The organism is Niveispirillum sp. BGYR6, assembly GCF_027568365.1.
GTDB lineage: Bacteria > Pseudomonadota > Alphaproteobacteria > Azospirillales > Azospirillaceae > Niveispirillum.
Genome location: NZ_JANLNL010000008.1, coordinates 128,143 through 153,036 on the forward strand (window position 1 = coordinate 128,143; position 24,894 = coordinate 153,036).

General features: G+C 64.9%; 20 protein-coding genes. 9 read left to right on the plus strand and 11 right to left on the minus strand.

Annotated elements, in window-relative coordinates:
* Nucleotides 1–41: 41 nt before the first annotated feature.
* The 6 genes from PCJ49_RS16910 to PCJ49_RS16935 all read right to left on the minus strand — a co-directional run bounded on the left by PCJ49_RS16910 (nt 42) and on the right by PCJ49_RS16935 (nt 7,152).
* Entirely contained in the window at nt 42–1,373 is a 1,332-nt protein-coding gene (locus PCJ49_RS16910) for a sigma-54 dependent transcriptional regulator (protein ID WP_269911962.1), read from the minus strand.
* Nucleotides 1,360–3,213, minus strand: coding sequence for an ATP-binding protein (locus PCJ49_RS16915; protein ID WP_269911963.1), 1,854 nt, complete (start codon nt 3,211–3,213; stop codon nt 1,360–1,362). The genes PCJ49_RS16910 and PCJ49_RS16915 overlap by 14 nt, the downstream gene beginning before the upstream one ends.
* 110 nt (nt 3,214–3,323) lie before the next feature.
* On the minus strand, nt 3,324–4,118 hold the full coding sequence (locus tag PCJ49_RS16920) for an ABC transporter ATP-binding protein (RefSeq protein ID WP_269911964.1): 795 nt from the start codon (nt 4,116–4,118) through the stop codon (nt 3,324–3,326).
* 19 nt (nt 4,119–4,137) lie between these two features.
* Nucleotides 4,138–4,959, minus strand: coding sequence for an ABC transporter permease (locus PCJ49_RS16925; RefSeq protein WP_269911965.1), 822 nt, complete (start codon nt 4,957–4,959; stop codon nt 4,138–4,140).
* 83 nt (nt 4,960–5,042) lie between these two features.
* On the minus strand, nt 5,043–6,020 hold the full coding sequence (locus PCJ49_RS16930) for an ABC transporter substrate-binding protein (protein WP_269911966.1): 978 nt from the start codon (nt 6,018–6,020) through the stop codon (nt 5,043–5,045).
* A 226-nt stretch (nt 6,021–6,246) separates the two neighbouring features.
* Nucleotides 6,247–7,152, minus strand: coding sequence for a pirin family protein (locus PCJ49_RS16935; RefSeq protein ID WP_269911967.1), 906 nt, complete (start codon nt 7,150–7,152; stop codon nt 6,247–6,249).
* Between the two features lie 834 nt (nt 7,153–7,986).
* On the opposite strand from PCJ49_RS16935, the gene PCJ49_RS16940 reads away from it, so the two are divergent.
* On the plus strand, nt 7,987–9,315 hold the full coding sequence (locus PCJ49_RS16940) for a replication initiation protein (RefSeq protein WP_269911968.1): 1,329 nt from the start codon (nt 7,987–7,989) through the stop codon (nt 9,313–9,315).
* Nucleotides 9,316–9,364: 49 nt separating this feature from the next.
* Here the strand turns inward: PCJ49_RS16940 and PCJ49_RS16945 are convergent, their stop codons facing one another.
* A complete protein-coding gene (locus tag PCJ49_RS16945; RefSeq protein WP_269911969.1) occupies nt 9,365–10,285 on the minus strand; it encodes a ParB/RepB/Spo0J family partition protein in 921 nt (306 codons plus the stop codon).
* Complete coding sequence (locus tag PCJ49_RS16950; RefSeq protein WP_269911970.1) at nt 10,278–11,228, minus strand: AAA family ATPase; 951 nt, start codon at nt 11,226–11,228, stop codon at nt 10,278–10,280. The genes PCJ49_RS16945 and PCJ49_RS16950 overlap by 8 nt, the downstream gene beginning before the upstream one ends.
* Nucleotides 11,229–11,678: 450 nt before the next feature.
* Here PCJ49_RS16950 and rocD point away from each other — a divergent pair, with 450 nt between their 5' ends.
* The 4 genes from rocD (at nt 11,679) to PCJ49_RS16970 (ending at nt 15,379) form a co-directional block, all read left to right on the plus strand.
* Nucleotides 11,679–12,902, plus strand: coding sequence for an ornithine--oxo-acid transaminase (gene rocD, locus PCJ49_RS16955; protein ID WP_269911971.1), 1,224 nt, complete (start codon nt 11,679–11,681; stop codon nt 12,900–12,902).
* Nucleotides 12,903–12,920: 18 nt separating this feature from the next.
* Nucleotides 12,921–13,874, plus strand: a complete 954-nt coding sequence (locus PCJ49_RS16960; protein ID WP_269911972.1) for an arginase — start codon at nt 12,921–12,923, stop codon at nt 13,872–13,874.
* Nucleotides 13,875–13,949: 75 nt separating this feature from the next.
* Nucleotides 13,950–14,441 carry an Lrp/AsnC family transcriptional regulator gene (locus PCJ49_RS16965; protein WP_089288233.1) on the plus strand — a complete coding sequence of 164 codons (492 nt, stop codon included), beginning with the start codon at nt 13,950–13,952 and terminating at the stop codon, nt 14,439–14,441.
* A 77-nt stretch (nt 14,442–14,518) separates the two neighbouring features.
* Nucleotides 14,519–15,379: a hypothetical protein gene (locus tag PCJ49_RS16970; RefSeq protein ID WP_269911973.1), complete on the plus strand. Its 861-nt coding sequence runs from the start codon at nt 14,519–14,521 to the stop codon at nt 15,377–15,379.
* On the opposite strand, the gene PCJ49_RS16975 is transcribed toward PCJ49_RS16970, so the two are convergent.
* Nucleotides 15,376–16,749, minus strand: a complete 1,374-nt coding sequence (locus PCJ49_RS16975) for an AcvB/VirJ family lysyl-phosphatidylglycerol hydrolase (RefSeq protein ID WP_269911974.1) — start codon at nt 16,747–16,749, stop codon at nt 15,376–15,378. The two genes, PCJ49_RS16970 and PCJ49_RS16975, sit on opposite strands and share 4 nt — an antisense overlap.
* Entirely contained in the window at nt 16,746–19,322 is a 2,577-nt protein-coding gene (gene mprF, locus PCJ49_RS16980) for a bifunctional lysylphosphatidylglycerol flippase/synthetase MprF (RefSeq protein ID WP_269911975.1), read from the minus strand. Before mprF ends, PCJ49_RS16975 begins: the two co-directional genes overlap by 4 nt.
* Before the next feature lie 242 nt (nt 19,323–19,564).
* Here mprF and PCJ49_RS16985 point away from each other — a divergent pair, with 242 nt between their 5' ends.
* Entirely contained in the window at nt 19,565–20,845 is a 1,281-nt protein-coding gene (locus PCJ49_RS16985) for an aspartate aminotransferase family protein (protein ID WP_269912075.1), read from the plus strand.
* A 43-nt stretch (nt 20,846–20,888) separates the two neighbouring features.
* On the opposite strand, the gene kynU is transcribed toward PCJ49_RS16985, so the two are convergent.
* Nucleotides 20,889–22,124 (minus strand): kynureninase, encoded by a 1,236-nt coding sequence (gene kynU / locus PCJ49_RS16990; protein ID WP_269911976.1) that lies wholly within the window; start codon nt 22,122–22,124, stop codon nt 20,889–20,891.
* A 129-nt stretch (nt 22,125–22,253) separates the two neighbouring features.
* Here kynU and PCJ49_RS16995 point away from each other — a divergent pair, with 129 nt between their 5' ends.
* The 3 genes from PCJ49_RS16995 (at nt 22,254) to PCJ49_RS17005 (ending at nt 24,890) form a co-directional block, all read left to right on the plus strand.
* The gene (locus PCJ49_RS16995; protein ID WP_269911977.1) at nt 22,254–22,919 is read left to right on the plus strand and encodes a fumarylacetoacetate hydrolase family protein; all 666 of its coding nucleotides are present in this window, start codon (nt 22,254–22,256) and stop codon (nt 22,917–22,919) included.
* Between the two features lie 155 nt (nt 22,920–23,074).
* Nucleotides 23,075–23,464 carry a DUF983 domain-containing protein gene (locus PCJ49_RS17000; protein WP_269911978.1) on the plus strand — a complete coding sequence of 130 codons (390 nt, stop codon included), beginning with the start codon at nt 23,075–23,077 and terminating at the stop codon, nt 23,462–23,464.
* Between the two features lie 37 nt (nt 23,465–23,501).
* Complete coding sequence (locus tag PCJ49_RS17005; RefSeq protein ID WP_269911979.1) at nt 23,502–24,890, plus strand: PLP-dependent aminotransferase family protein; 1,389 nt, start codon at nt 23,502–23,504, stop codon at nt 24,888–24,890.
* Nucleotides 24,891–24,894 lie beyond the last annotated feature (4 nt).

The following is a 24,894-nucleotide window of genomic DNA, read 5'->3' on the forward strand; positions in this document are numbered from 1 at the left end:
TCGTTACGGGTATCGTCAGGGCGATCAGGACGGCATCACCCTCACCCATCCCCCGCCAGCCCCAGCCGTTTCATCTTGTCGTACAAAGTCTTACGGGCGACACCCAGCGCGGTGGCGGCCCCCGTGACCTGCCCGCCGCTGCCGCGCAGCGCCTCCTGAATCAACTGGCGCTCCACCTGATCCAGCAGGTCGGGCAGGGATAAGGGGGCGGTACTGGCCTCCGTCAGGTCGGGCCCGCCCATGCCCAGCACGAACCGGTCGGCGGCATTGCGCAATTCCCGCACATTGCCGGGCCAGTCCCGCAGCATCAATTGGCGCACCAGGGCGGGCGGCACATCGGGAACGGAGCGCTGATAACGCCCCGCCGCCTGCAACACGAAATGTTCGAAAAGCTGGGGGATGTCATCCCGCCGTTCCCGCAGCGGCGGCAGCGGCACGGTGACGACATTCAGCCGGTAATAAAGATCCAGCCGGAAGCGCCCGGCATCGGCCAGTTGTTTCAGGTCCACCTTGGTGGCCGCCACCACGCGGCAGCGCACCGGCACGGCGGCATTGCCGCCCAGCCGTTCCAGTGTGCGATCCTGCAACACCCGCAGCAGCTTCACCTGCAGGGCCAGCGGCATACTCTCCACCTCATCCAGGAACAAGGTGCCGGCCCCGGCATGTTCAATCTTGCCGATACGGCGTTTATTGGCCCCGGTAAAGGCCCCCGCCTCGTGTCCGAACATCTCGCTTTCGAACATGCTGTCCGGGATGGCGCCGCAATTGATGGCAACGAAGGGGCGGGCGGCCCGGTTGCCCCCCTCGTGCAGGGCGCGGGCCACCTGTTCCTTGCCGGCCCCGGTCTCCCCCAGGATCAGCACATCCACATCCGTATCGGCCAGATTGGCCACGGCATCGCGCACGCGGCCGATGCCGGTACTCTGCCCCAGCAGATAGCGGGCGATGGAGCCTTCGCCATCCAGCGCCCGGCGCAGGCGGCGATTTTCCCGCACCAGGGCGCGCTTGGCCAAGGCCCGCTGCACCACCGCCAGGAAATGGTCATTCAGGAAGGGTTTCTCGATGAAATCCCAGGCCCCTTCGCGGATGGCGCGCACGGCCATAGCCACGTCGCCATGGCCGGTGATCAGCACCACCGGCAGTTCCGGGTCCAGCGTGCGGCAGCGGGCCAGCAGCTCCATCCCGTCCATTTCCGGCAGGCGCACATCGGTGACGATGATGCCGGGGAAATCCGGCCCCAGTTCGGCCAGCGCCGCCTCTGCCCCGGCAAAGGTACGCACCTTGATGCCGGCCAGTTCCAGGGTCTGGCGGCAGGTGCGGCGGATCATCTCCTCATCGTCGATGAACAGCACCTGCAGGTCAGGCGGCGGCATGGTTCTTCTCCTCCCCGGCGGGGGATCGTTCTGTCAATGGCGGGAAGGTCAGGGTGAAACAGGCGCCCCCCTCCGGCCCGGAACCGGCGGAAAGCTGGGCGCCATATTCCCGGGCAATCGCCTGGCTGATCGCCAGCCCCAGGCCCAGCCCTTCACCGGCCGGCTTGGTGGTGAAAAACGGCTCGAACAGCCGGGGCATCACCTCAAAACCGATGCCTTTTCCGTTATCGGTCACGCTTAATGAAATTGTCCTATCGGTATTTACGTGACCGGTCACACGAATACGGGGGGTGGGCCGGTCACGCAGGGCATCGGCGGCATTGCGCAGCAGATTGACCAGCACCTGTTGCAGGCGCACCGGTTCGAACCCCACCACCAGCCCGCCCGACGGCAGGCCCAGATCGACGGCGATCCCCTGGTCGGCCAGCCGCCGTTCCACCAGGGCCAGCGCATCCCGCACGGCCCTGGCCAGGGGAACCGGTTCGGGCGGGCCTTCGCTGCGGCGGGAAAAGCCGCGCAACTGGCTGGTGATCTTGGCCATGCGGTCCACCAGATCGGCCATGAAGGCCAGATTGTCCCGCACATCCTCCTCGCGGCCCCGGTCCAGCAGGGCGCGGCAATTCTCCGCCAGCCCGCGCAGGGCCGTCAGCGGCTGGTTCAGCTCATGCGTCACCCCGGCGGCCATCTGGCCCAGGGCGGCCAGCTTGGCGGCCTGTACCAGCTCATTCTGGGCGGCGCGCAGTTCCTGTTCGGTGTGGCGGCGCTGTTCCACCTCCCGTTCCAGCTTGGCATTGGCGGTGGACAGATCGGCGGTGCGCTCCACCACCTTGCGTTCCAGATCCAGCCGCGCCTGTTCCAGCGCCGCGCGGGAGCGTTCGCGTTCCTGCAGGCGGCGGAAGCGCTGGCGCCAGGCCAGCCCGCCCGCCAGCGCCAGGGCCAGCAGCAGGGCCATGGCCGCCGCCGCCAGGCTCTGGGCCCGCCGCACCGGGGCGGCATCCTGCAACACCAGCAGGGACCAGCCATCGCGCTCCAGCGCCCTGCCATCCAGCAGATAACGCCCATCGGTCGTTTCCACCGGTGTTCCCAGATGATGGGGCACGGTGAAGGGCAGGGGGGCATAGGCGTCGCGGCCATATTGACGCGTGTCGGCCAGCTCATCCAGGGCCAGGGCATCCAGATCGCGCGTGGTACGCAGCTTCCAGTCCGGCAGGCTGGAGAGAAAGGCGATGCCATGGCGATCGGTCAGCAGCACCAGTTCGCCGGCATCGCGCCACACCGTCTCCATCGCGTCCAGCAGCACCTTCACCACCACGGTGCCGATAACATACCCGCCCTCGGCGGCGGGGGCGCGCACCGGGGCGGCGATAAAATATCCGGGAATGCCGGTCAGGGTGCCGGTGCCATAGAAATGCCCGTCCCGCCCCTCCATCGCCTGCTGGAAATAGGGGCGATAGCCGAAATTGATGCCGACATAGGAATTGGGTTGGTCCCAGTTGCTGGCGGCCAGCGTGGTGCCATCGGTGCCGATCAGATACAGCACCGGCGCCCCGGTGCGCCGGCTGACCGTGCGCAGATAGTCATTCACCGCGGCCACCAGGGTGGGGTCATGGCTTTGCGCCAGCCGCACCAGGGTGGGGTCCAGGGCCGCCGTGGCGGGCAGATGGTCAAACCGCCCCAGCATGGCATCCAGGCTCTGGCCATAGACCTCCAGCCTTCCATGCAGGGTGCCCATCAGCCCGTCGCGGGCAAAGCGACCCGCCTGCCAGCCGGCCCCCAGCACCAGGGTGCAGGCAACCAGCAGCAGGCAGAGGCTCAACAGCAGGCGTTGGGGGCCGGGCATGGTTTCGGGCTCGTCATCAAGGGGCGCGCGCGACCGTACTATAGCGGAACGGCCTTTGGCCGGTATCGCTATCATGGTCGCGCTTGCCATTGACGCGCCCTGCCCGGCCATCAATCCGTCGTCAGCCCGGCGCGTTCCGCCGCCTCGTGGCGCTGCTGTTCCTCCATCACCAGCCGGCCCAGTTCCCGCTTCAGCTCGTTGAAGGCGGCACTGCCGCTGTCGCGCGGGCGGGGCATGTCGACATGGATATCCCGCTTCACCGTGCCGGGTCGGTAGGTCAGCACGACGATGCGGTCGGCCAGATAGATCGATTCCTCGATGGAATGGGTGACGAAGATCACCGTCTTGCCCAGTTCCTGCCAGATACGCAGCAGCTCATCCTGCAAGGAACGGCGGGTCAGCGCGTCCAGGGCGCCGAACGGTTCATCCATCAGCAACACGGGGCTGTCCAGCGCCAGCACGCGGGCAATGGCCACGCGCTGGCGCATCCCGCCGGACAGATCCTTGGGGAAACGGCCGCGGAACTCCGTCATGCCCAGCATGGACAGCAGCTTTTCCACCGTGGCGTCGATCTGGGCGCGGGGTGCCCCCTTGATCTCCAGCCCGAAGGCGATGTTCTGCGCCACTGTCATCCAGGGGAACAGGGCATATTCCTGGAATACCATGCCCCGGTCGGGGCCGGGGGCGGTGATGGCCTTGCCGTCCACATGGATGGCCCCGCTGCTGGGCAGGGCAAACCCCGCCACCGCGTTCAGCAGGGTGGATTTGCCACAGCCGGACGGGCCCAGCAGGCAGACAAATTCCCCCTGGTTGATGGTCAGGTTGATATCCTGCAGGGCCACCACCTGGCCGCCCGGCACGGGAAACACCTTGTTGACGGCATTGACCTCGATCAGTGCGTTCATGGCTCCGGTCTCCCCTGCATCAATGCTCAAGGCCGCGGTGCCACCGCAGCAGGTAATTATTCAGCCGGCTGACGCCGACATCGATGGCCAGCCCCCAGAGACCGATGGTCAACATCCCGGCGATGATCTTGTCGGACCAGAAATATTCCCGCGCTTCCAGGATGCGGAAGCCCAGGCCGTTGGAAACGGCGATCATCTCCGCCACGATCACCACGATGAAGGCGGTGCCGATGCCGATGCGCACGCCGGACAGGATATAGGGCGTGGCGGCCGGCAGGATGACGCGCCGGAAGATGGTGCCTTGGCTGGCCCCCAGATTGCGCGCCGCACGCAGATAGATGCCATCGACATGGCGCACCCCGGCAATGGTGTTCACCAGCACGGGGAAGAAGGCGCCGATGGCGATCAGGAAGATGGCCGGCGGATTGCCCAGGCCGAACCACAGGATCGACAGCGGGATATAGGCAATGGGCGGGATGGGGCGCAGCACCTGGATCATCGGGTCGAACCAGCGATAGACGGCGGGCTTGGCCCCCATCAGCAGGCCCAGCGGCAGGGCCAGCACGGCCCCGACCAGAAAGCCCATCAGCACGCGGTACAGGCTGCCGATACTGTCGATGATCAGCTCACCCGATACGGCCCAGCCCAGCCAGGAACCAGCCTTCGGGTCATAGGGCTCCAGCGGGGCCAGATATTGCCACCAGCGCACGGCGACAGCGCCGGGGGAGGGCAGGACATGTTCATTGACCCAGCCCATGGAACAGACAAGCTGCCACAGGGCCAGCAGCAGCACGGGCACGGCGGCCCCTTCCGCCAGCGCCTTGACGTTCGGCATCTTCATGTGGGTTTTTCCCGGATTGCAAACGGGTTGTCGGCGGAAAGGCTGGGGGCGATCCCCCCAGCCTCCGGATCAGACGGACAGGGTTATTGAACCTGCTTCATCGCCAGATCGAGCAGCTCGGTCCGCACGAAATCCTTGGCCACCGGCGGGTTGGACATTTTGCCGATGCCATGGGCCTTCATCACGTCCGTGGTGGCCTGGATATGTTCGGCCGTGATGCCCAGCGTATAGGGGGCATTGGCAATGGCGGCGTTGAAATCGGCCTCACTCAACTGGTTGCCGAACAGGGTTTCACGCACGAACTTGGACGCGGTGGCCGGGCTGTCCATGAAGCTCTTGGTCGCCTTCACGAAACAGGCCATGTATTTCTGCGCCAGTTCCGGCTTCTCCTTCATGAATTTCTCGCTCATCACCATGGTGCGGACAGGCGAGCCGATCGGCGTGTCATAGGGCTTGATGATTTCCAGCCCGAACCCTGCACTGACGGCCTGTGCGCTCTGCGGTTCGGTCTGCATGATGGCATCCAACTGTTTCAACAGCAGGGCCTGGTTCAAATCCGGGTAGTTCAGATAAGTAACGGTGACGTCCTTGCCGCCCTTGTCGGACCAGGTCAGGCCCACCTTGTCCAACTCCGCCGCCAGCAGCACTTCCTGAATGCCGCCACGGGTGACACCCACTTTCTTGCCCTTCAGGTCGGCCACGTTCTTGATGCCGGATTCCGGGGTGGCCAGCAGGCGGGCGCCGCCCTTGGCAAAGCCGGCGACGATATAGATCGGCGCGCCGTTGGCGCGGCCGGAAATGGCCGCCTCCGACGCGGTGGCACCCACATCCAGTTCACCAGCCAGAATGGCCTGCATCACGTCCGGGCCCTTGGCGAAAATCTTGGTTTCCACCTTGATGCCGCAGGAAGGGGCGATTTCCTGCACATAGGAGACGGCCCCGAAATGCGCCAACTTCAGATTGCCCACGCGGATCACATCATCGGCGGCCATGGCAGCAGGGGCCAGCGCACACAGGGCGACAGCGGCGGCACACAGGGAAAGCAGCTTGGCGGGTTTCATGGGTGGCTATCCTCAGGCCTTGGGGTTGGTTGTTCCACCCGGCTTCATGCCGATGTCCGGGCTACCCTTCCCAAAGCAGGGGACGTGCCAATATCGCGCCGCAATATGAAAAATCTGTCGTCTATGATCCTTGCTGATCAATGACTTGTGCGCTGCGGTAGGGCAGGGGATAGGTGGCGGAAAACCGCCACTGGCCCCGCCGCCCTGTCACCTTTTCCGCCAGGGATTACTCTGGCAGGGGAATGAATTCCGTCTCCCCCGGCACGGCCGGGAAGCGCCCGGCCTTCCAATCGGCCTTGGCATCCTCGATCCGCTCCTTGGAGCTGGAAACGAAGTTCCACCAGATATAGCGCGGCCCATCCATCGGCTCCCCGCCGAACAGCAGCACGCGGGCCGCCGTCAGACCGGTCACGACAATCTCATCCCCTTCGCGCAGGACCAGCAGTACCCCGCCGCCATCCTCACCCACCGCATGGCGGTCGCCGGCGATCTCCACCGCCCCGCTGGAAACATACAGCGCCCGCTCAGCATGGGCCGGCGGGATGGCGATGCGCGCCCCCGGCGTCAGCAGGATTTCCGCATAGATGGTTTCAGAGAGCGTGCGGATGGGGGAGCATTCGCCGAACAGCTCCCCGGCGATCAGCCGCATCCAGACACCCTGATCTTCGATCACCGGCATGGCATCGGCGCTGTAATGCACGAAATCCGGGCTGATTTCCTCGTACCGTTCGGGCAGGGCCACCCAGCTCTGAATGCCGGACAGGGCGTTGCCATGGCTGCGCTGGCTGGCCTCCGTGCGCTCTGAATGGGCGATGCCACTGCCGGCGGTCATCCAGTTGATCTCACCGGGACGGATCGCCTGGACCGAGCCTAAACTGTCCCGGTGCATGATCTCCCCTTCGAACAGATAGGTGACGGTGGACAGGCCGATATGCGGATGGGGTCGCACATCCAGGCCTGTACCGGCTGGCAGGAAGCCCGGCCCCATCTGATCCCAGAAGATAAAGGGGCCGACCATGCGGCGCTTGGCCGTGGGCAGGGCACGCCGTACCTCGAACCCGCCGACATCATGGCTGCGCGGCACCACGATCAGGCTGATGGGGCCGTCATTTTCTGGCGTCGGGACACTCATGCTGGGACACTCCATCAGGGGCTTGGACGTGGCAGAATCCGGCGTTGGTACGCCCCCGTCAATCCTTGTCCGGTGCCGCTTGGCCTTTTCCGTCAGCTTTGTACCAGACGCATTGGGTGACATGGGGGCTGGCGGGTTCTGTCTGCCTTTCTGTCGGTTCCTGCCTTTGCCCCTTTTGTCTCAAGCTATCCTCAACCTTTCTGTTCTTTTAAGATTCCTTTGATTCCCTGTTCTAAGTTCGGGGAGAAAAACTGATTATTTTTCATATGCTTAAACCCTGTCTCTGTGCCGTGGTACCCGGCTCTGTGTGCCAGATCTTCTGAGTCACGGTGCCGGATTGCCCGGCTTTTTGTGCCCCAGCCCACGGCTTCATATGCCTTACTTCACGGGGGAGGCGGCTTGCTGTGCCGGATTGTCCGGGTGCGGTTTGAGGGGAAATCACAACATCCCATAAAATCAAACTCTTAGCCCTATTCCCTGTGCCGGATTGCACGGGATTTCCGGCCCCTGATCGGGCCTTCCTGTGCCGGATTGCACGGGTCGCCCCCGTCATTCTGTGCCAGAACGCACGGTCAGCCCGCCGATTCACCCCCGATTCCGCTGCATTTTCCGGGTGATTCCCCGGCACAGTCTGGGGCCGGCACGTGTTTGTGCCTGATCTCACGGGACGAATCCGGGGGTGCTGCCCTTGCTGTGCCGGATGTCACGGCTGTGACGGGCATTTAGCGTTGTCACTGTGCCATCTCGCACGGGTTTGATGATTCTCGCTTGATCCTGTGCCTGTGCTGGTGATGCTGTGTCACAGTGACATCGCGCGTCGGGGAGCGGAATTTAATGGCGGCCAGTGCTGCAATGCCTAAGCCGGAGATGGTGCGGCCGCGCATCAGCGGCAATGTGTTGGATCTATCGACTGATCCGACGCTGCCGAAGCCGCGTACCCAGATCGAGGTGATGGAGACCGGTAACGGGCTGACCCTGGCCGACCGTAAGCTGTTCAACGTGCTGCTGGCCTATAGCTGGGACAAGCTGGCCGATCCGAACGCGGTTCTGCCGCCTTTCCGCGCGTCGACCGCCGATCTGCGCCGCGCCATCGGCGATGATACGGAAAGCAATAATGTGCGTCTGCGCCAGTCATTTGACCGGCTGATGCAGACACTGGTGCGTTTCCCTTATTGGAGTGAAGCGGATCAGCAGTTGAAGGAAGGTGGTTCCCCCCTGCTGGCCTTCCGCGCCTTGCCGCGCGGTGCCGGCTATGCGGAATGGGAGTTTCCGCCCAAGCTGCGCCCGCTGCTGGCCAAGCCGGGTGCTTGGGCGCGCATCCATCTGGCGATCTGCGCACAGTTTTCCTCCAAATATTCGCTGGCGCTGTATGAGCTGTTGAGCCTGCGGGTCAATCTGCGGGAACCGCGCTGGGAAGTGACGATCGATGACCTGCGCGAAAGCCTGGGCTGTACGGAGAAAATGCCCAACTATGCGCATTTTCAGCGCCGGGTTCTCGACCCAGGTATCAAGGAAATCAATGAGTTAAGTGGCCTGTACATCGCCTATGAGGAGGTGCGGTCGCATGGGCGCGGCCGCAAGGTGGAAAAGCTGATTTTCGATGTGAAAAAGAAATCGAACAGCGATCTGGTGGCCACCGCGCGGATTACGGAATTTGCCAAGGCCCCGGTGGGCAAAGCCGCCCATGCCAACGCGCGCGATCAGGATACGCCTGATCTGGAAGATGGGCGCACCGACCGGGAACGCGGCCCAGCCGGTGTGCTGGGCCTGATCCAGCGCGTGTCGCTGGAGGTGGTGGAAGAGTTGGTGAGCCAATATCCCGACGTGGATATGCAAACGGCGATTTTCAGTTGGGCAGAATGGGCGCTGCGGCAGAAGGAGCCTTGCCGCAACCCTTCCGCCGCCTTCCGGGCCTGGCTGGAAAAGCTGCATCCCACGGCATCGGGGCCGGTACAGATCACCCCGCCAGGGTCGGAACCCTCGGCGGCGGCGGTGCGGGCGGCGCAATTCCTGTCCGGGGAGCCCTATACCGTGCGCGCCCGCTGGTATCGCCGGGCCAAGGAATTGGGGGCCAAGGAAATGCGCGCCGCAACGGCGCCGGAAAATCTGCCCCGCTGGGTGGGGCTGGTGGCGGAAGAGGTGGTGGCCGGGCTGCGGGCATAAAAAAAGCGGGGCACGCCGGCCCCGCTTTTCAGGAGAAACAAGCCGGGGATCAGCCTTCCCGGCCCACGCTTTCCAACAGATCGGCATATTCCAGCAAGCGGCTGCGGAAGGCCTCCAGCCGCTGCCGGTCCGCCTTGGAGAGTTTGACCCCCTCATCCTGCAAGGCCTGGACACCCTGTTCCAAACCCTTTTCCAGTTTTCCCAGGCCGGCGATGAAGCGCTTGGGCGTCATCACCCTGGGTTCGCTTACGGGTTTTGCGACTTCGGGTTTCAACCGCGCGTCACGGGCTTCGCGTACGGTCAAAGAACCCTGGCGGGCCTTCTCCCATAAGGTCAGCTGTTGTGGATATTCCATACGCGCCAGTTCCAGAAGAACAGCCTTGGGAATATCGCTGTGTGACGTCACACAGTCACGCTGAATATCAGGGTGTAGTTTCAACAAGGTCAGGGTTGTATTGACTTCGGTGCGTGAACGACCCAACAGGTCGCCCACTTCTTCTTGGTTATATTCATGCGCTTCAATCAGGCGGCGGATGCCTTCTGCCTCTTCCACCGGGCTGAGATCGACGCGCTGCAGGTTTTCGATCAGCGCAATCTGCTCGGTATTGGTTTCGACCGGCAGAATATGGGCCATGATCCGGCTCATCCCGGCCATGCTGGCGGCCCGCCAGCGCCGTTCGCCGGCGACCAGCATGAAATGCTTGGGCTCCGTCGGGTGCGGTGTCACCAGCACGGGCGATAATTGCCCCACTTCCCGCATGGAAGAGGCAAGGCCCTGCAGCTCCGTCTCATCAAAATGGCGGCGCGGCTGGTGCGGGTTGGGCACCACGTCGGACAGGCGCAGCATCACCGTGTCGCGCAGGCCGTCCGTATCGCCAAACAGCAAATCCGCGCCCGGCCGTTCCAGGCTTTCACCGATGCTTTTCACCACCGGTTGCTGTGCGCCGGCCTTACGCCAATTCTTAACCATTGACGATCTCCTGCGCGATGGTGCGGTAAATATTGATTGGGTGTGATTTCGGTAGTGCCTTCAAGGGCAATTGCCCGGCATATGTTGCCTGATCGATCTCGGTAGAGCGGGGGACGGGGGCGAAAATGCGGGTTTTCGACCCGACCGTCTCCTGCAAATCGGCCAGAACCTGCTGTTCGACCGCGAAATTGCGGTTGAACATGGTGGGCAGGATGCCCAGCACGGTCAGGCTGGGGTTCTGGCGGCGCTGGATTTTCTGCACCGTGTCGAAAATCAGCGGAATACCGCGCACATCATAACGGCTGGCCTTGGTCGGGATCAGCAGCGCATCGGCGGCGATCAGGGCGCTGACGGTGATCAGCGCCAGTTCCGGCGGGCAATCGATGACGATGTAATCATAATCGCGCTGAATTTCCGACAAACGTTCCCGCAGCACATAGCGGCCATCATCGGGATCCAGCAGAATTTTGATCTGCGCTTCGGCGAGCGCGATGGTGCAGGGCAGCATGTCGAACCCGTCCAGCGCGACAATGGCGTCGCGGATGGCGGTTTCGCCGAACAGCACATCTTCCAGGCCGCGCTTTTCATCCTGCACGGTCAGCGGGTCCAGTCCCGCCCCTTCCGTGGCGGTGGCCTGCTGGTCGGCATCGACGATCAGCACCCGTTTGCCCAGTTCCCCCAGCGCATAGCCCAGATTCAGTGAGGTTGTGGTTTTTCCCACCCCGCCTTTCTGGTTGGCCACGGCAATGATCTTGGCAACGCGCTGGCTGGCGGCAGCCAGGAATTCCGCCACCCGCACCGGCAGCCGTTCGGCCCCGGATTCCCAGCGGCTGATCGTGGCATTATCATATTTGCGGCCGAGTTTGGTGTTCACCCAGGCGGCGAAGGCGGCTTGGCTTTCGCCACGGCGCTCGCGGAACTGGCGCAGTTCATCGGGGGTCATTGCAGGCCCATCATCGCGTTACGGGATCGGGAACGGTTTGTATTGATTGAGACTTGTCTCAACCCGGCGGGAAAGTCAATCACCACCCTCATACCCGTGCAATCCGGCACAGAAAGCCATATCCGGGACACGAAATTAAGTCATTGTAACTAAACAAAAATTTATGTGTCTTCGATGCCTCCCCTGTTGCTGTGCCAAATTGCACGGGGGGCATTTTCTGCTTCATGTGCCGGATTGCACGGGTTCTGTGTGACGTCGCACAGCGGCGCGGGCCGGGGCTTACTGTGCCGGATTGTCCGGGGCCGAAACGGCTGCCGCTGGCCGACGCGGCACCCGTTTCCTGTCGCCGCTGCCGGCCTGTTCAGCCGTTTCGGCTGCCCGGCTTTGTCATGCTGGTGGGAAGCAACGTCGCACAGCGGCGATACAGGAAATGCCAAGGGAGGACAGGCCATGGATATTCATGCCCCGATCAGCGCCGATGCCATCAGCCTGGAGGATCGCTGGTGCGCCCATAATTACAAGCCATTGCCGGTGGTGATTGCCCGCGCCGAAGGGGCCTGGATGTGGGATGACCAGGGGCGACGCTATCTGGACATGATGAGCGCCTATTCGGCGGTCAATCTGGGCCATGGCCATCCGCGCATCCTGCGGACCCTGATCGAACAGGCGAGCCGGGTTTCCGTTGTCTCCCGCGCCTTTCATACCGACCGCTTGGGGCCGTTCCTGGCCCGGCTCTGCGCGCTCAGCGGGCTGGATGGGGCTGTGCCGATGAATACCGGGGCCGAAGCGGTGGAAACCGCCATCAAGGCCGCCCGGCGCTGGGGCCACACGGTGAAGGGCATCCCCGCCAACCATGCGCAGATATTGGTGGCGGAGGGCAATTTCCATGGCCGCACCACCACCATTGTCGGTTTCTCCAGCGAGCCCGCCTACCGCGACGGGTTCGGCCCCTTCGCCCCCGGTTTCCGCAGCGTGGCCTATGGTGATGCGGCGGCGATGGAGGCGGCCATCGGCCCCAACACCGCCGCCATTCTGGTGGAACCGATTCAAGGGGAAGCCGGCATTGTGGTGCCGCCGGATGGTTATCTGCGCCGGTTGCGCGAAATCTGCGACCGTCACAATGTGCTGCTGATCCTGGACGAGATTCAATCCGGTCTGGGCCGCACCGGCCAATGGTTCGCCTTTCAGCATGAAGCCATCCGCCCGGACGGGCTGTGCCTGGGCAAGGCACTGGGCGGCGGGGTGCTGCCGGTTTCCGCCTTTGTGGCCCGGCGCGATGTCATCGACATGTTCGTGCCCGGCAACCATGGCAGCACCTTTGGCGGGAACCCGCTGGCCGCCGCCGTGGGGCTGACGGCGCTGGAGGTGCTGGAAGAAGAAGGGCTGGTGCAACGTTCGGCCGAACTGGGCCAGCATATGCGGGATCGGCTGACGGCGCTCGCCCATCCCGCCATCCGCGCCGTGCGGGGCCGCGGCCTGTGGCTGGGGGTGGAGATTGATCCCGGCTTTGCCAGCGCGCGGGCGGTGTGCGAGGCGCTGATGGGGCGCGGCGTGCTGTCCAAGGAAACGCATGAAACGGTGATCCGCTTTGCCCCGCCTTTGGTGATTGACCGGGCCGATCTGGATTGGGCCATCGATCGTTTTGCCGAAACCCTGGAAGCCCTGCGGGCTTAAGGGCAGGGGAGGCGGAACATGCAGATGATGACAGCACGCCGAACCGGCTGGTTCGGTCTGATCGGTGCACCCACCGATGTCGGCCATACGGATTGCGGGGCGGCCCAGGGGCCGGCAGCCTTGCGTGAAGCCGGGCTATTGCGGCGATTGGCAGGGGCAGCGCTGGTGGCCGATATGGGTGATGTGACCGGTCCCGCCTATGAAGGGGCTGCCGGGCCGGATGGCAGCCGCAATCTGGCCCAGACAGCCGCCTGGTGTGCGGCGGTGCGCGACCGGGTGGCCCGGGTGCTGGCCACCGGCGGCACGCCACTGTTGCTGGGCGGCGATCATGCCATGGCGCTGGGCTCGGTCGCGGCCAGTGCCGCTTATGCCGCCCGGCTGGGGCGGCCGCTGCATCTGCTGTGGGTGGATGCGCATCCGGATTTCAACACGCCGGAAACCTCCCCGTCCGGCAATACCCATGGTTTGCCGGCGGCCAGCATCTGCGGGCTGGGGGCGCCGGAACTGCTGGCGGTTGGTGCCTTCACCCCGCTGGTGCCGCCGGGCCGGCTGACCCAGATCGGCGTGCGCGACATTGATCCGGGGGAGGCGGCCAATCTGGCCCGCGCCGGGGTCTGTCTGCACCCGATGAAGGCGGTGCGCCAGCGGGGGATGCCGGCTTTGCTGGCCGATCTGCTGGAACGTGTGCGGGCGGAAAACGCCCTGCTGCATGTCAGTTTCGATCTGGATGTGCTGGACCCGGCCCTGGCCCCCGGCGTGGGCAGCCCGGTGCCGGATGGGCTGGACCGGGAAAGCGCCCTGGCTGCATTGCGCCTGCTGGGGGATAGCGGGCTGGTCATGGCCCTGGATCTGGTGGAACTGGCGCCCCGCCATGACCGGGAGGGGCAGACAGCCGAACTGGCCATGGCACTGCTGACCGGCTTTCTGGCAGGGGAGCGGGGGGCACTGGCTGCGGCGCGTGTGGCGGCATAGGCCAGGCGGTGGGGTGACAGCGCCCCCCCGCCGCCTGCTATAATTTCCCCTCCGCCCCCGCAAAGGCCGCCTGTCATGAGCCCTTCCCGACGTCGCCTGGACCAGATCGACCAGCGCATCCTGATGGCGCTGCAGCAGGATGGCCGCATCACCAACCAGGCCCTGTCGGAAAAGGTGGGCTTGTCGCCCCGTCCCTGTCTGGAACGGGTACGCCGGCTGGAACGGGAAGGGCTGATCCGGCGCTATCAGGCCGTGCTGGATATAAGGCGGCTGCAATCCTGCATCACCGTGCTGGCGCAGATCGCCATGGAGCGGCATGGCCGCGAAAGCCGGCAGTTGTTCGAACGCCGGCTGGCCAATACGCCGGAGGTGGTGGAATGTTTTGAGGTCAGCGGCGCGTTCGATTATGTGGCCAAGCTGATTTGCCCGGATATTGATGCCTATCAGGAACTGACACAAAGCTGGATTGATGACAGCGAATTGGGGGTGGTGCGGGTGACCAGCAATATCGTGCTGCGCCCGGTGCGCGACATGGCCCCCATCCCCCTGTTCGGGCAGGAAGAATAACCGATTGCCCGCTTCACCGCCGTTGTTCCCCGTGGCAGTCTGCTGGCATTGGCTCTCAGGCGAAGGACGTACCTTGTATGGCATTTTGCGATCTGCTGCCGCAGCAGCCCGCACCGCTTTGTCAGCGTCAGATTGCCTTGACCGCCCGCCATTTGCTGCCCATCCGCAAGGCGCTGTTCCACTATCTCCTGGCGATGCGGCTGGAGATTGACCGGGTGCTGGCACCGCAATGCCCGCCGCAGATGGGGAAAAGCTATCCGCTGGGCCGCTGCCTGGAAATCAGCATGGTGGCCTTTCAGGAGCTGGAGCGCCGCATCGCCGCCCCCGTCCACCCGGTGGAACGGGTTCTGGCGACCTTTGCCGGCCAGGGCGGCCTTATCCGCTCCATCTGGGGCGCTCTGCGCGGGCGGTTTTTCCAGAATGCCATGCAGTTTGGCGGGCTTTATGTCGATGTCGCCAATGATACGGTGATCATCACCAAGCCCAAGGTGGAAATCATGCCCCTGGCGCAGGCTGGGATGGAGCCGGTCCGCGACATCGCCCATTTCGCTGAGATTGCCGGCATTTATTTAGGTGCGCAGGTCTATCCGAACCTTACGGTTCCCTCTCTCGCTCCCCTCCTGCCGATGATTGTGGAGGTGCCGGGCCATTTCCCCACCCTGCATTGCAGTGGCGATTACATGGTGGAACTGCTGATGCGTTCCGGCTTCAGCCTGTCACATGATTGGCTGCAGGCGGCCCCACCTCCACCGCCGGAGACATTGGCCCGGCTGGCCACGCGGGTGCCGCCGGACCTGCTGGTTACCGATCCGGTGGCCGGGCGGGCCGCGGCGCTGCAGGCCTGTCTGGCGGCGCGCGACCATGGCTTGACCAGGGATGCCAGCTGGCGGGCTGACCGGATGCGCGACCATCAGCGCATCCGGTCAGCATCCTGTTAGGGTGCGGCCGGCGCTGCTGTCGCCTGCCGCCGCTTCACGCCTGCGGCAATCATCTCCGCCAGATGCTCGTAATTCCCGTCGAAATGGTGGCCGCCTTCGGTGGTGATGGTCTCCACCCCCATTTTCTGCAGCGTCGGGCAGAGGCTTTCCTCATCCTCCTTGCCGTTGAAGCACTGGATCAGCCCCGGCGGGATGCGCTTCAGTTCAGGCAGGACAGGTTCGGCCTTTTCGTCGTCATTGTTCAGGAACTCATCCAGCGAAATTTCAAAACTTGCCTTGTCGGACACACCCAGCAGGGAAAGCTGGTGCACCGCCGCCTTATCCTCCTCCGGCAGCTGGTTATAGATCGCGGGCAGCACATCGGCCCCGAAGGAATAGCCCACCAGCACGACGCGGGTATCGGGCCATTTTGTGCGGTAAAAGCGGATCATGCGTGACAGGTCACGCGCGGCCTCGGCCGGTTTCTTCTGGGACCAGAAATAACGCAGCATATCCACGCCGATGGTGGGGATACCCTCTGCCACCAGCCGTTCGGCAACATCCTTGTCCAGATCGCGCCAGCCGCCATCCCCGGAATAGACAAAGGCCATCACGCCCAGGGCCGGCTTGGTCGGCATTTCCACCAGCGGCAGACTGTCCAGCGTATTATCATCGGTCGGCACCAGGGTAGCGATGCGGGCCATCACCGCCTCGGCCAGGGCATCGGCGGCATTGGCCGGGCTCAGGGTCGGTTCTGGGGCGCGCATGGTGGCGGCTTCGGCGGCCGCCCGCGTCTTATCACCGTTACTGGTCACGATTACCTTGGTGAAAAGCGGCGGCCCTTCGTTGTTGATATCGTCATTGGGGCAGATTGGCCGCTTCGGTTCCCCGCCGGGGGCGGGGTCAATGGCCACCACGCCGCCCGTGGTGGCACGGGATGTTTCCGCCCCGATGCGCAGGGCCAGGGTGGCCCCAGGGCCGATGCCGGCCAGCACCGGCAGGTGGTAACTGCCGCTGCGCAGATAGCGCTGGGTATTGCGGCTGATATCCTCCACCACCCATTTCGGCTCCAGGCATTCCACCTTTTCCCGTTCCATGGCGGCCAGGGTCTGGTCCAGGCTGGCACCGATGACCAGGATGCCCTGGTCGGCCAGGCGCTCGGCCAGATCCTGCTCGGCCTCGCCCCAGCCCTTGCCTTGGGAGAACAGGATCACCGCACCAGTATTGTCGCCGACGGGCTGGTACAGGTGCAGCCGGCCCAGCAGCCAGCCGGGCTGGGTGGGGGGCAGATATCCAGTATGGGGAACGTCGTGCCAAGTGCGCCAACCAAAAAATGTCAGCAATGACAAGGTGATGACCCAGATCAGGGCCAACTTTGCACTTTTACTCATTTACCCACCACACCCCGCAAACCGCCGCTGATCAGCACGGTGACATCGGCCAGGGCCAGCATCGGGTTGATGCCACCTGAAACCGCCATGTACCGCGCCTCCCACCGGGGCTGGAACTTGGATTTGAAGGCCCGCAGGCCGCTGAAATTATAAAAACGGTCGCCATGGTCATAGACGGTGCGGCCGACCCGGTGCCAGATGCTGGCGGCATTGCTGTCCGACAGGCCGGCCAGCGGCGCCATACCCAGGTTGAAACGCTGATAGCCCTGTTCCTTGCACAGCAGGATCAGCCGCAGCAGCAGATATTCCATCGCCCCCGGCGGGGCGGCGCGGGAGAAGCGCATCAGATCGATGCTGATCTCCTCCTTCAGGTCCGTGTTCATCAGGTTGGCAAACGCCACGATGGCACCGTCGCGGCGCAGCACGGCCACCGGCCGCAGGGCCAGATAGTCGGGCTCAAAGGCGCCCAGGGAGAAACGTTTCTCCCGCACCTCATGCGCTTCCAGCCAATCATTGGAAACGGCCTGCAGCTCTGCCATGGCTGCCGGTACAGCCTCAGTCGGGATGATGTCGAACACCAGCCCGTCGCGGTCCCCCCGGTTCAGGGCATTGCGCTGGTTGGCGCGCTTCGCCCCCTTCAGGTCGAACGGCGGCAGGTCGAGGAAGGCATCCTCCCCCAGCTTGAAGGCGGCCAGCCCGGCATCGGCATAAAGGGCCAGATTTTCCGGTGCCACCTCATAGAACACGGCGCGTCCGCCGGCGGCACGGGCCATTTCCACAAAGCGCCAGACCAGTTGCGGCCAGGCATCGCGCGGGCCGACCGGATCGAACAGGGCGATCCAGGATCGGCCCTGGCAGCCATACATGATGAAGGCGCGGCCATCGTCGGAGAACAGCAGGCTCTTGTCACCCAGCAGGGCCAGCAGGGCGCCGGTGCGTGGCTGGGCATCGACAATGGCGCGGGCGCGGGCCAGATCTTCGGGCCCGGCGGGGCCGCTGCGCACCCGGCTGTGCCCCAGCAGCGAAAGGGCGGCGGCCATGCCGGCCAGCAACCCCACCCCCAGCATGGCGCGCAGGGAACGCGGTGCCTCTTCGGAAAACTCAAACTCCCACCACAGGCCGTGCGCGTATTCCACATCCTTATAGACGAAGAACAGGATGGTGAGTGCCGTCAGCAGCAGCACCCCCACCGCCAGCAGCCAGCGGATGGTCAATGTCTGGTGCAGCAGGGAACTGCGCCGGTCGAACCGGCGCCGGCTGAACAGCAGCAGCAGCAGCAGGCTGCCCAGCAGGCTGGCCTCCGTCAGGGCCAGCCCCTTGGCCAGCGACAACAGGATGGCGACGGGCAGCATCGCCACGGCCGCCCACCAGGCGCCATCCAGCCGATAGACCAGCCCGCGCGCCACGATGAACAGCCCCAGCCCCAGCACGGAAGAAAGGAAATGCGCCCCTTCCAGCAGGGGCAGCGGCAACAGGTCGGACAGCAGTTCCAGATTGCGGTCGGCTGCCGGGGTGACGCCGGAAAAGATCAGCATGGCCGACAGCACCAGGGCCAGGGTGCCCAGCACCGGCGGCGCCATGCGCCCGCCCACCTTGCCCAGGCGCGATCCCGCCACAGCAAGGGCAGCGCGCCGCGTTTCCAGCACACTGACCACCAGCCCGGCCAGCAGCAGCGGCACCACATGATAGATGACGCGGTAAAGCAGCAGGGCGCCCAGCACCTGTTCGGTATCCACCCGGCTGCCCAGGGCCGCCAGGATCACTGTTTCAAACACGCCCAACCCGGCGGGCACATGGCTCAACACGCCCAGCCCGACGGCCACGGCGTAAATGGCGATGAAACCGGTCCAGCCGATATCCAGGCCGGGCAGCAGCAGCCACAGCGCGCTGCCGGCGGCGGCGATATCGGCGATGGCGGCGGCCATCTGGCCCAGCATCAGCCGGGGTTTGGGCAGGATCAGCCGGGTTTTGCCCAGTTGCACGCTGCCCTGGTGGCCGGCCAGCCAGATCAGCAGGCCCAGTCCGGCCAGGATGGCAATGCCCAGCAGGCGTGGCACGCTGCTGGGCAGGCCCAGGGCGGCGATATCGCCGGCAATCAACAGGCCCAGCCCGGTGGTGGCGGCCAGCCCCAGCCCGAAGGTGGCGGTGACAAAGGCGATGATGCGCGCCACCTCCTCCGGTTCCAGCCCGTGCGGGGTGTAGAAGCGATAGCGGATGGCCCCCGCCGTCAGTGGGCCGAACCCGGCCGTATTGCCCACCGCATAAGCACAGAAGGAGGCCAGCATGATGGTGGGCGATGGCATCGGCCGGCCGATCCAGGCCAGGGCGGCGCGATCATAAAAGGTCAATGCCAGGAAGCTGGCGGCTGTCATGCCCAAGGCGGCGCCAATGGTCCAGAGCGGGGTGGCCCGCAGCGCTTCCATCACCTCATCATAGGAAATCTCATTGGCCAGCCGGGTGGCGGCGAACCACCCCGCCGCTGCCACCGCCAGCACGGCCAGGGCCGTGAGCGCGGTGCGCAGATGCGGCCGCCTTGTGGCGGGCTCCGGGCCAAGCTCCTGATCGTCACGCATTCCGACGGGGTCCAACTGCCTTTTTCGGCGGCGATCATGCCGCAACCTTTGTCATAGAGCCACGCGCGCGCAAAGCATAGGGGGCGCAACAGTTTGGCACAGGTTGACATCGAAATTTCCCTTGAAACCAACCTTGCCGAGCCAAGGGGGAAAGCGCCATGCTGGCAGGGAGCTTTCATCCTTGCCGGAGATCAAGAGTGCCAGACCAGCAGACGCGCCCCAATAATCTGGATGCCTTCTGGATGCCGTTCACGGCCAACCGGCAGTTCAAACAGGCGCCCCGCCTGCTGGTTTCCGCCAGCGGCATGTATTATCGCAGCGATGATGGACGGCAGATTCTCGACGGTACCGCCGGTCTCTGGTGTGTCAATGCCGGCCATTGCCGGACGGAAATCACCGCCGCCATCCAGAAACAGGCGGCGGAAATGGATTTCGCCCCCACCTTCCAGATGGGCCATCCGGTCGCGTTTGAATTTGCCTCCCAACTGGTGCAGCTGCTGCCGCCGGGGCTGGACCATGTGTTCTTCACCAATTCCGGCTCCGAATCGGTGGATACGGCGCTGAAAGTGGCGCTGGCCTATCACCGGTCACGCGGGGAGGGGCAGCGAACCCGTTTCATCGGGCGCGAACGCGGCTATCACGGTGTCGGCTTCGGCGGCATTTCCGTCGGCGGCATCGTCACCAACCGCAAGGCGTTCGGCGCCCAACTGCCGGGGGTGGACCATCTGCCCCACACTTATGATCGCACCCATCAGGCCTTCAGCCGGGGCCAGCCGGAATGGGGCGCCCATCTGGCCGATGAGCTGGAGCGCATTGTCGCCCTGCATGATGCCAGCACCATCGCTGCCGTGATTGTGGAGCCGGTGGCCTGCTCCACCGGCGTGCTGGTGCCGCCCAAGGGCTATCTGGAAAAGCTGCGGGCCATCTGTGACAAGCATGGGCTGCTGCTGATTTTCGATGAGGTCATCACCGGTTTCGGCCGGCTGGGTACGCCCTTTGCCACCGATTACTTCGGCGTGATGCCGGATATCATCACCTCGGCCAAGGGCTTGACCAATGCCACCGTGCCGATGGGGGCCGTCTTCTTCCAGAAGAAGATCTATGATGCCTTCATGACCGGGCCGGAAAACGCCATTGAGCTGTTCCACGGCTACACCTATTCCGGCCATCCGCTGGCCGCGGCCGCCGGTCTGGCGACGCTGGATGTCTATCGCCGCGAAGGGCTGTTGACCCGGGCGGCTGAACTGGCCGGGTATTGGGAAGTGGCGATGCATTCGCTGCGCGATGCGGCCCATGTGGTGGATATCCGTAATCTGGGCCTGATCGGTGCCATTGAGCTGGAGCCCATTGCCGGCCAGCCGACCCGGCGGGCCTTCAGCGCCTTTGTGAAATGTTTTGAAAAGGGCCTGCTGATCCGCACCACCGGCGACACCATCGCCCTGTCGCCGCCGCTGATCGTGGAGAAGGGGCAGATCGACCAGATCGTCGATACGATCCGCACCGTGTTGACAGAGGTGGAATGAGCATAGCAGGCGGAACCGGTCACGGTTCCGCCTGCTATTTATGTCACGTCACCGCCTCCACCTGCTGGAACCGGGCTTCCTGCCAGCGCCCGCTTTCCATGATCTCCGCCAGCACGGCCACCGCGTCCCACACATCCACATAGCGCAGATAGAGCGGGGAGAAGCCGAAGCGCAGCGTATCCGGCGCCCGGAAATCGCCAATCACCCCGGCCTCGATCAGCGCCTTCATGATCGGATAGCCCTGCGGGTGCGACAGGGCGACATGGCCGCCGCGTTCGGCGGCCAGCCGTGGGCTTTCCAGGTTGAACCCGTGCCCGGTCACGCGACTTTCCAGCAACTCAATGAATAAATCACCCAGAGCGCTGGATTTGGCGCGGGCCTGGGCCGCGTTTGCCCGGCAGGCCAGATCGATCCCGGCCTCTGCCCCGGCCAGCGACAGGATGGGCTGGGTGCCGGTCAGCATCCGGGCAATGCCCTCCGCCGGCTGGAAATCCCGGTCGAAGGCAAACGGGGTCGCATGGCTCCACCAGCCGGACAGGGGCTGGCGCATGGAAGCATGGTGCCGGCGGGCGGCGAAGAGGAAGGCGGGGCTGCCCGGCCCGCCATTGAGATATTTATAGCTGCAGCCAACGGCAAAATCCGCCCCGGCCCCGTTCAGATCGACCGGCACCGCCCCGGCGCTGTGGCACAAATCCCAGACCGTCAGGGCACCCGCCGCATGGGCGGCCGCCGTGATCCCGGCCATATCTAGCAGATGCGCGGTTTTGTAATGCGCATGGGTCAGCGCCACCACCGCCACATCCGGGCCGATGGCCTGCAGAATCTCGTCTTTCTCGACAAAGCGAATCTCATGGCCGCGATCCAGAAACCGCGCCAGCCCCTGGACGATGTAATTATTGGTGGGGAAATTGCTCCCCTCCATCACAATCACTTTGCGGTCGGGCCGCAGGTCCAATGCTGCGGCCACGGCCTTGAACAGGTTCAGGCCGGTGGCATCCGTCACCACCATCTCCCCCGATTCGGCGCCCAGCAGCCCGGCCAGCTTGTCGCCCAGCCGGCGGGGGGCGCTGTACCAGCCGGCGCTGTTCCAACTGCGGATCAGCCCTTCGCCCCATTCCTTGGCCGCCACCTCCGCCACCCGCGCCGCCGCACGGGCGGGCAGCGGGCCCAGCGAATTGCCGTTGAGATAGATGATCCCTTCCGGCAGGGCGAACTCCGCCCGGAAAGGGGTCAGCGGATCGGCCTGATCCAGCGCCGTGGCCTGTTCACGATTCATCATCGGGTTTATCCCTGTTCTGTCCGACCCCCTGGCACATCATGATGGCGGAGCCGCGTCAAGCGGCTTGGTTCCGGCACCGGCCCTGTGCTTATCTGCGCCCATCCTTCCCCCCAGACCGGGACCGCCCTGATGAGCCATTTTGCCTTTGACCCGCCGCCGATTGCCGCCTTGCCGGTGCTGGGCAGTGATAGCCTGTTTCCCGTGGGCCGCATCTTCTGTGTCGGGCGGAATTACGATTCCCATGCGCGCGAAATGGGGCAGGCCAACAGGGAACCGCCGTTCTTTTTTACCAAGCAGCCCAATGCCCTGGTGGCGGGCGGCGGTGCCGTTCCCTACCCGCCGCTGACCGCCGACCTGCATCACGAGGTGGAACTGGTGGTGGCCATCGGTCCTGGCGGTTCCATTTTCGGCTATGGCGTGGGGTTGGATTTCACCCGGCGTGACCTGCAGGCGGAAATGAAAAAAGGCGGCAAGCCCTGGGACATGACCAAGAGCTTTGATGCCGCCGCCCCGGTTTCCGCCCTGCGCCCGGCAGCAGAAGTGCTCCAGGTGGCGACCGGCCGCATCACCTTGACGGTGAATGGTCTGCCCCGGCAGGAAGGCGACCTGTCGGAAATGATCTGGACCGTCCCGGAGATCATCGCCGAACTGGCGCGTTACCAGCCCCTGGCTGCCGGCGACCTGATCTTCACCGGCACCCCCGCCGGTGTGGGCGCGGTACTGCCCGGCGACCGGCTGGAAGGCAGCGTGGCAGGGGTCGGCTCCCTGGTGGTGGAAATCACCGTCGCCGGCTGACCCGCCGGCATATTGACCGGATTGTATGGGGCGCTTGGGGTGGATGGTCGCAGCACATGCGCCATCCCTGCCCCGGCCGTCCAAAACTGTTAGAAGAATGTCGGGTAGAAATGCCTACATTCTTCTGACAGAACATCCATACAGTGAGGTCGATCATGCAACCGCGCCGCCTGTCCGATTTTGCCGGCACCCCGATGGGGCTGGGGGTGCGCGGCCTGTGCCCGGCCTGCGGCAAGGGGCATATTTTCAAGGGCTATCTGACGCTGGCCAAGCAATGCGATGTCTGCGGGCTGGATTACAGTTTCGCCGACCCGGCCGATGGCCCGGCCTTCTTCACCATGTCCATCGTCAGTTTCCCGCTGGTCGGTTTCGCTGTCTGGCTGGAACTGGCCTTTCAGGCGCCCTATTGGGTGCATCTGGTCACCACGCTGCCGCTGGCCGTGTTGTCCTGTCTGGCCCTGTTGCGCCCGTTAAAGGGCTGGCTGGTCTGTTCGCAATATATGAACAAGGCCGAACAGGCCCGGCTGGACGAGGAAGAGGGTTGAGATGCATGGCCACCCCTTACCCCAGACAATCCAGACAATGTCCGCCGTGACCGACTGGAATCCCCATGGCCGTATTGGCACCGGGCCGCTTTACCGCGCCATCGCCGATGTGATTGCCAGCGACATTGCCAACGGCCAGTTGCGGGCGGGTGACCGGCTGCCCACCCATCGGGCCCTGGCGGCCGCCTTGGGCATCGACCTGACCACTGTCACCCGCGCCTATGGGGAGGCGCGGGCGCGGGGGCTGGTGGATACGGCCGTGGGGCGCGGCACCTTCGTGCGTGACCGGGTGGTGATACCCGCCGCCGTGCGGGCGGTGGAACTGGACCTGTCGATGAATATTCCGCCGCGTCCGCAAGGGCTGGACCTGCAGGCAGCATTTGCCCATACCATGGCGGCGGTGACGCGGCGGGCCGATCTGTTGCGCCTGCTCTCCTATCAGCCGGCGGGCGGGGCCTTGGCCGACCGGGCGGCGGGGGCGGCATGGCTGGCCCCGGTTCTGCCGGGTCTGGAGCCGGAACGGGTGCTGATCACCGGCGGGGCGCAGGCGGCATTGGCCGCCCTGCTCACCACCCTGGTGCGGCCGGGGCGGGTGGTGCTGTCCGGCTGCCACACCTATCCGGGCTTCCGGGCTGCCGCCACTGCGCTGGGGCTGGCGATGCGCGGCGTGGCGATGGATGCCGACGGGCTCTGTCCCGATGCGCTGGCGGCCGCCTGTGCGGCGGGCGATGTGGATGCGCTTTATCTGACGCCCACCCTGCATAACCCCACCACGGCCACCCTGCCGCTGGAACGGCGCCAGGCCATTGTGGCGATTGCCCGCCGCTACGGGTTCTGCATTATCGAGGATGATGCTTACGGGCTGTTACCGGTCACGACTCCGCCGCCTTTGGCAGCCTTGGGGCCGGATCTGGTGTGGCATGTGGCGACGCTGGCCAAGGTGCTGACGCCCGGTCTGCGGCTGGCCTATGTGGTGGCGCCGGATGTAGCGCGGGCAGCCCAGGGCCGGGCCGCGTTGCGCGCCATCGCCCAGATGCCGCCGCCGCTTTCTGTCGCCACCGCCTCCGCCTGGATCGCCGATGGCACGGCGGCGGCCATCTTGCAGGGTGTGCGGGCAGAGGCGATGGCCCGCCAGCAACTGGCCGCCCACCTGCTGCCCCCGGCGCTCGTTTCTGCCCAGGGGGAGGGCCATCACCTCTGGCTGACCCTGCCCGCCGGCTGGACGGAGGCGGATTTCGTCGCAGCCGCCCGCCGGGCCGGTGCCGCCCTGGTGCCCGGCAGCGCCTTTGCCGTTGGGGAGGCTGCCGGGCAGCATGTGCGGGTGGCGCTGGGGGCCGCCCCTGACCATACCGGCCTGTCGCTAGCGCTGGAGAATATCGCCGACCTGCTGGCCGACGGCCCACCACAATCCCCGGAAATCGTGTGACTGG

Bases quoted from the DNA above. Each gene is read 5' to 3' on its own strand.
- PCJ49_RS16910 (WP_269911962.1), bottom strand. From the start codon at position 1,373: ATGCCGCCGCCTGACCTGCAGGTGCTGTTCATCGACGATGAGGAGATG.
- PCJ49_RS16915 (WP_269911963.1), bottom strand. From the start codon at position 3,213: ATGCCCGGCCCCCAACGCCTGCTGTTGAGCCTCTGCCTGCTGCTGGTT.
- PCJ49_RS16920 (WP_269911964.1), bottom strand. From the start codon at position 4,118: ATGAACGCACTGATCGAGGTCAATGCCGTCAACAAGGTGTTTCCCGTG.
- PCJ49_RS16925 (WP_269911965.1), bottom strand. From the start codon at position 4,959: ATGAAGATGCCGAACGTCAAGGCGCTGGCGGAAGGGGCCGCCGTGCCC.
- PCJ49_RS16930 (WP_269911966.1), bottom strand. From the start codon at position 6,020: ATGAAACCCGCCAAGCTGCTTTCCCTGTGTGCCGCCGCTGTCGCCCTG.
- PCJ49_RS16935 (WP_269911967.1), bottom strand. From the start codon at position 7,152: ATGAGTGTCCCGACGCCAGAAAATGACGGCCCCATCAGCCTGATCGTG.
- PCJ49_RS16940 (WP_269911968.1), top strand. From the start codon at position 7,987: ATGGCGGCCAGTGCTGCAATGCCTAAGCCGGAGATGGTGCGGCCGCGC.
- PCJ49_RS16945 (WP_269911969.1), bottom strand. From the start codon at position 10,285: ATGGTTAAGAATTGGCGTAAGGCCGGCGCACAGCAACCGGTGGTGAAA.
- PCJ49_RS16950 (WP_269911970.1), bottom strand. From the start codon at position 11,228: ATGACCCCCGATGAACTGCGCCAGTTCCGCGAGCGCCGTGGCGAAAGC.
- rocD (WP_269911971.1), top strand. From the start codon at position 11,679: ATGGATATTCATGCCCCGATCAGCGCCGATGCCATCAGCCTGGAGGAT.
- PCJ49_RS16960 (WP_269911972.1), top strand. From the start codon at position 12,921: ATGCAGATGATGACAGCACGCCGAACCGGCTGGTTCGGTCTGATCGGT.
- PCJ49_RS16965 (WP_089288233.1), top strand. From the start codon at position 13,950: ATGAGCCCTTCCCGACGTCGCCTGGACCAGATCGACCAGCGCATCCTG.
- PCJ49_RS16970 (WP_269911973.1), top strand. From the start codon at position 14,519: ATGGCATTTTGCGATCTGCTGCCGCAGCAGCCCGCACCGCTTTGTCAG.
- PCJ49_RS16975 (WP_269911974.1), bottom strand. From the start codon at position 16,749: ATGAGTAAAAGTGCAAAGTTGGCCCTGATCTGGGTCATCACCTTGTCA.
- mprF (WP_269911975.1), bottom strand. From the start codon at position 19,322: ATGCGTGACGATCAGGAGCTTGGCCCGGAGCCCGCCACAAGGCGGCCG.
- PCJ49_RS16985 (WP_269912075.1), top strand. From the start codon at position 19,565: ATGCCGTTCACGGCCAACCGGCAGTTCAAACAGGCGCCCCGCCTGCTG.
- kynU (WP_269911976.1), bottom strand. From the start codon at position 22,124: ATGATGAATCGTGAACAGGCCACGGCGCTGGATCAGGCCGATCCGCTG.
- PCJ49_RS16995 (WP_269911977.1), top strand. From the start codon at position 22,254: ATGAGCCATTTTGCCTTTGACCCGCCGCCGATTGCCGCCTTGCCGGTG.
- PCJ49_RS17000 (WP_269911978.1), top strand. From the start codon at position 23,075: ATGCAACCGCGCCGCCTGTCCGATTTTGCCGGCACCCCGATGGGGCTG.
- PCJ49_RS17005 (WP_269911979.1), top strand. From the start codon at position 23,502: ATGTCCGCCGTGACCGACTGGAATCCCCATGGCCGTATTGGCACCGGG.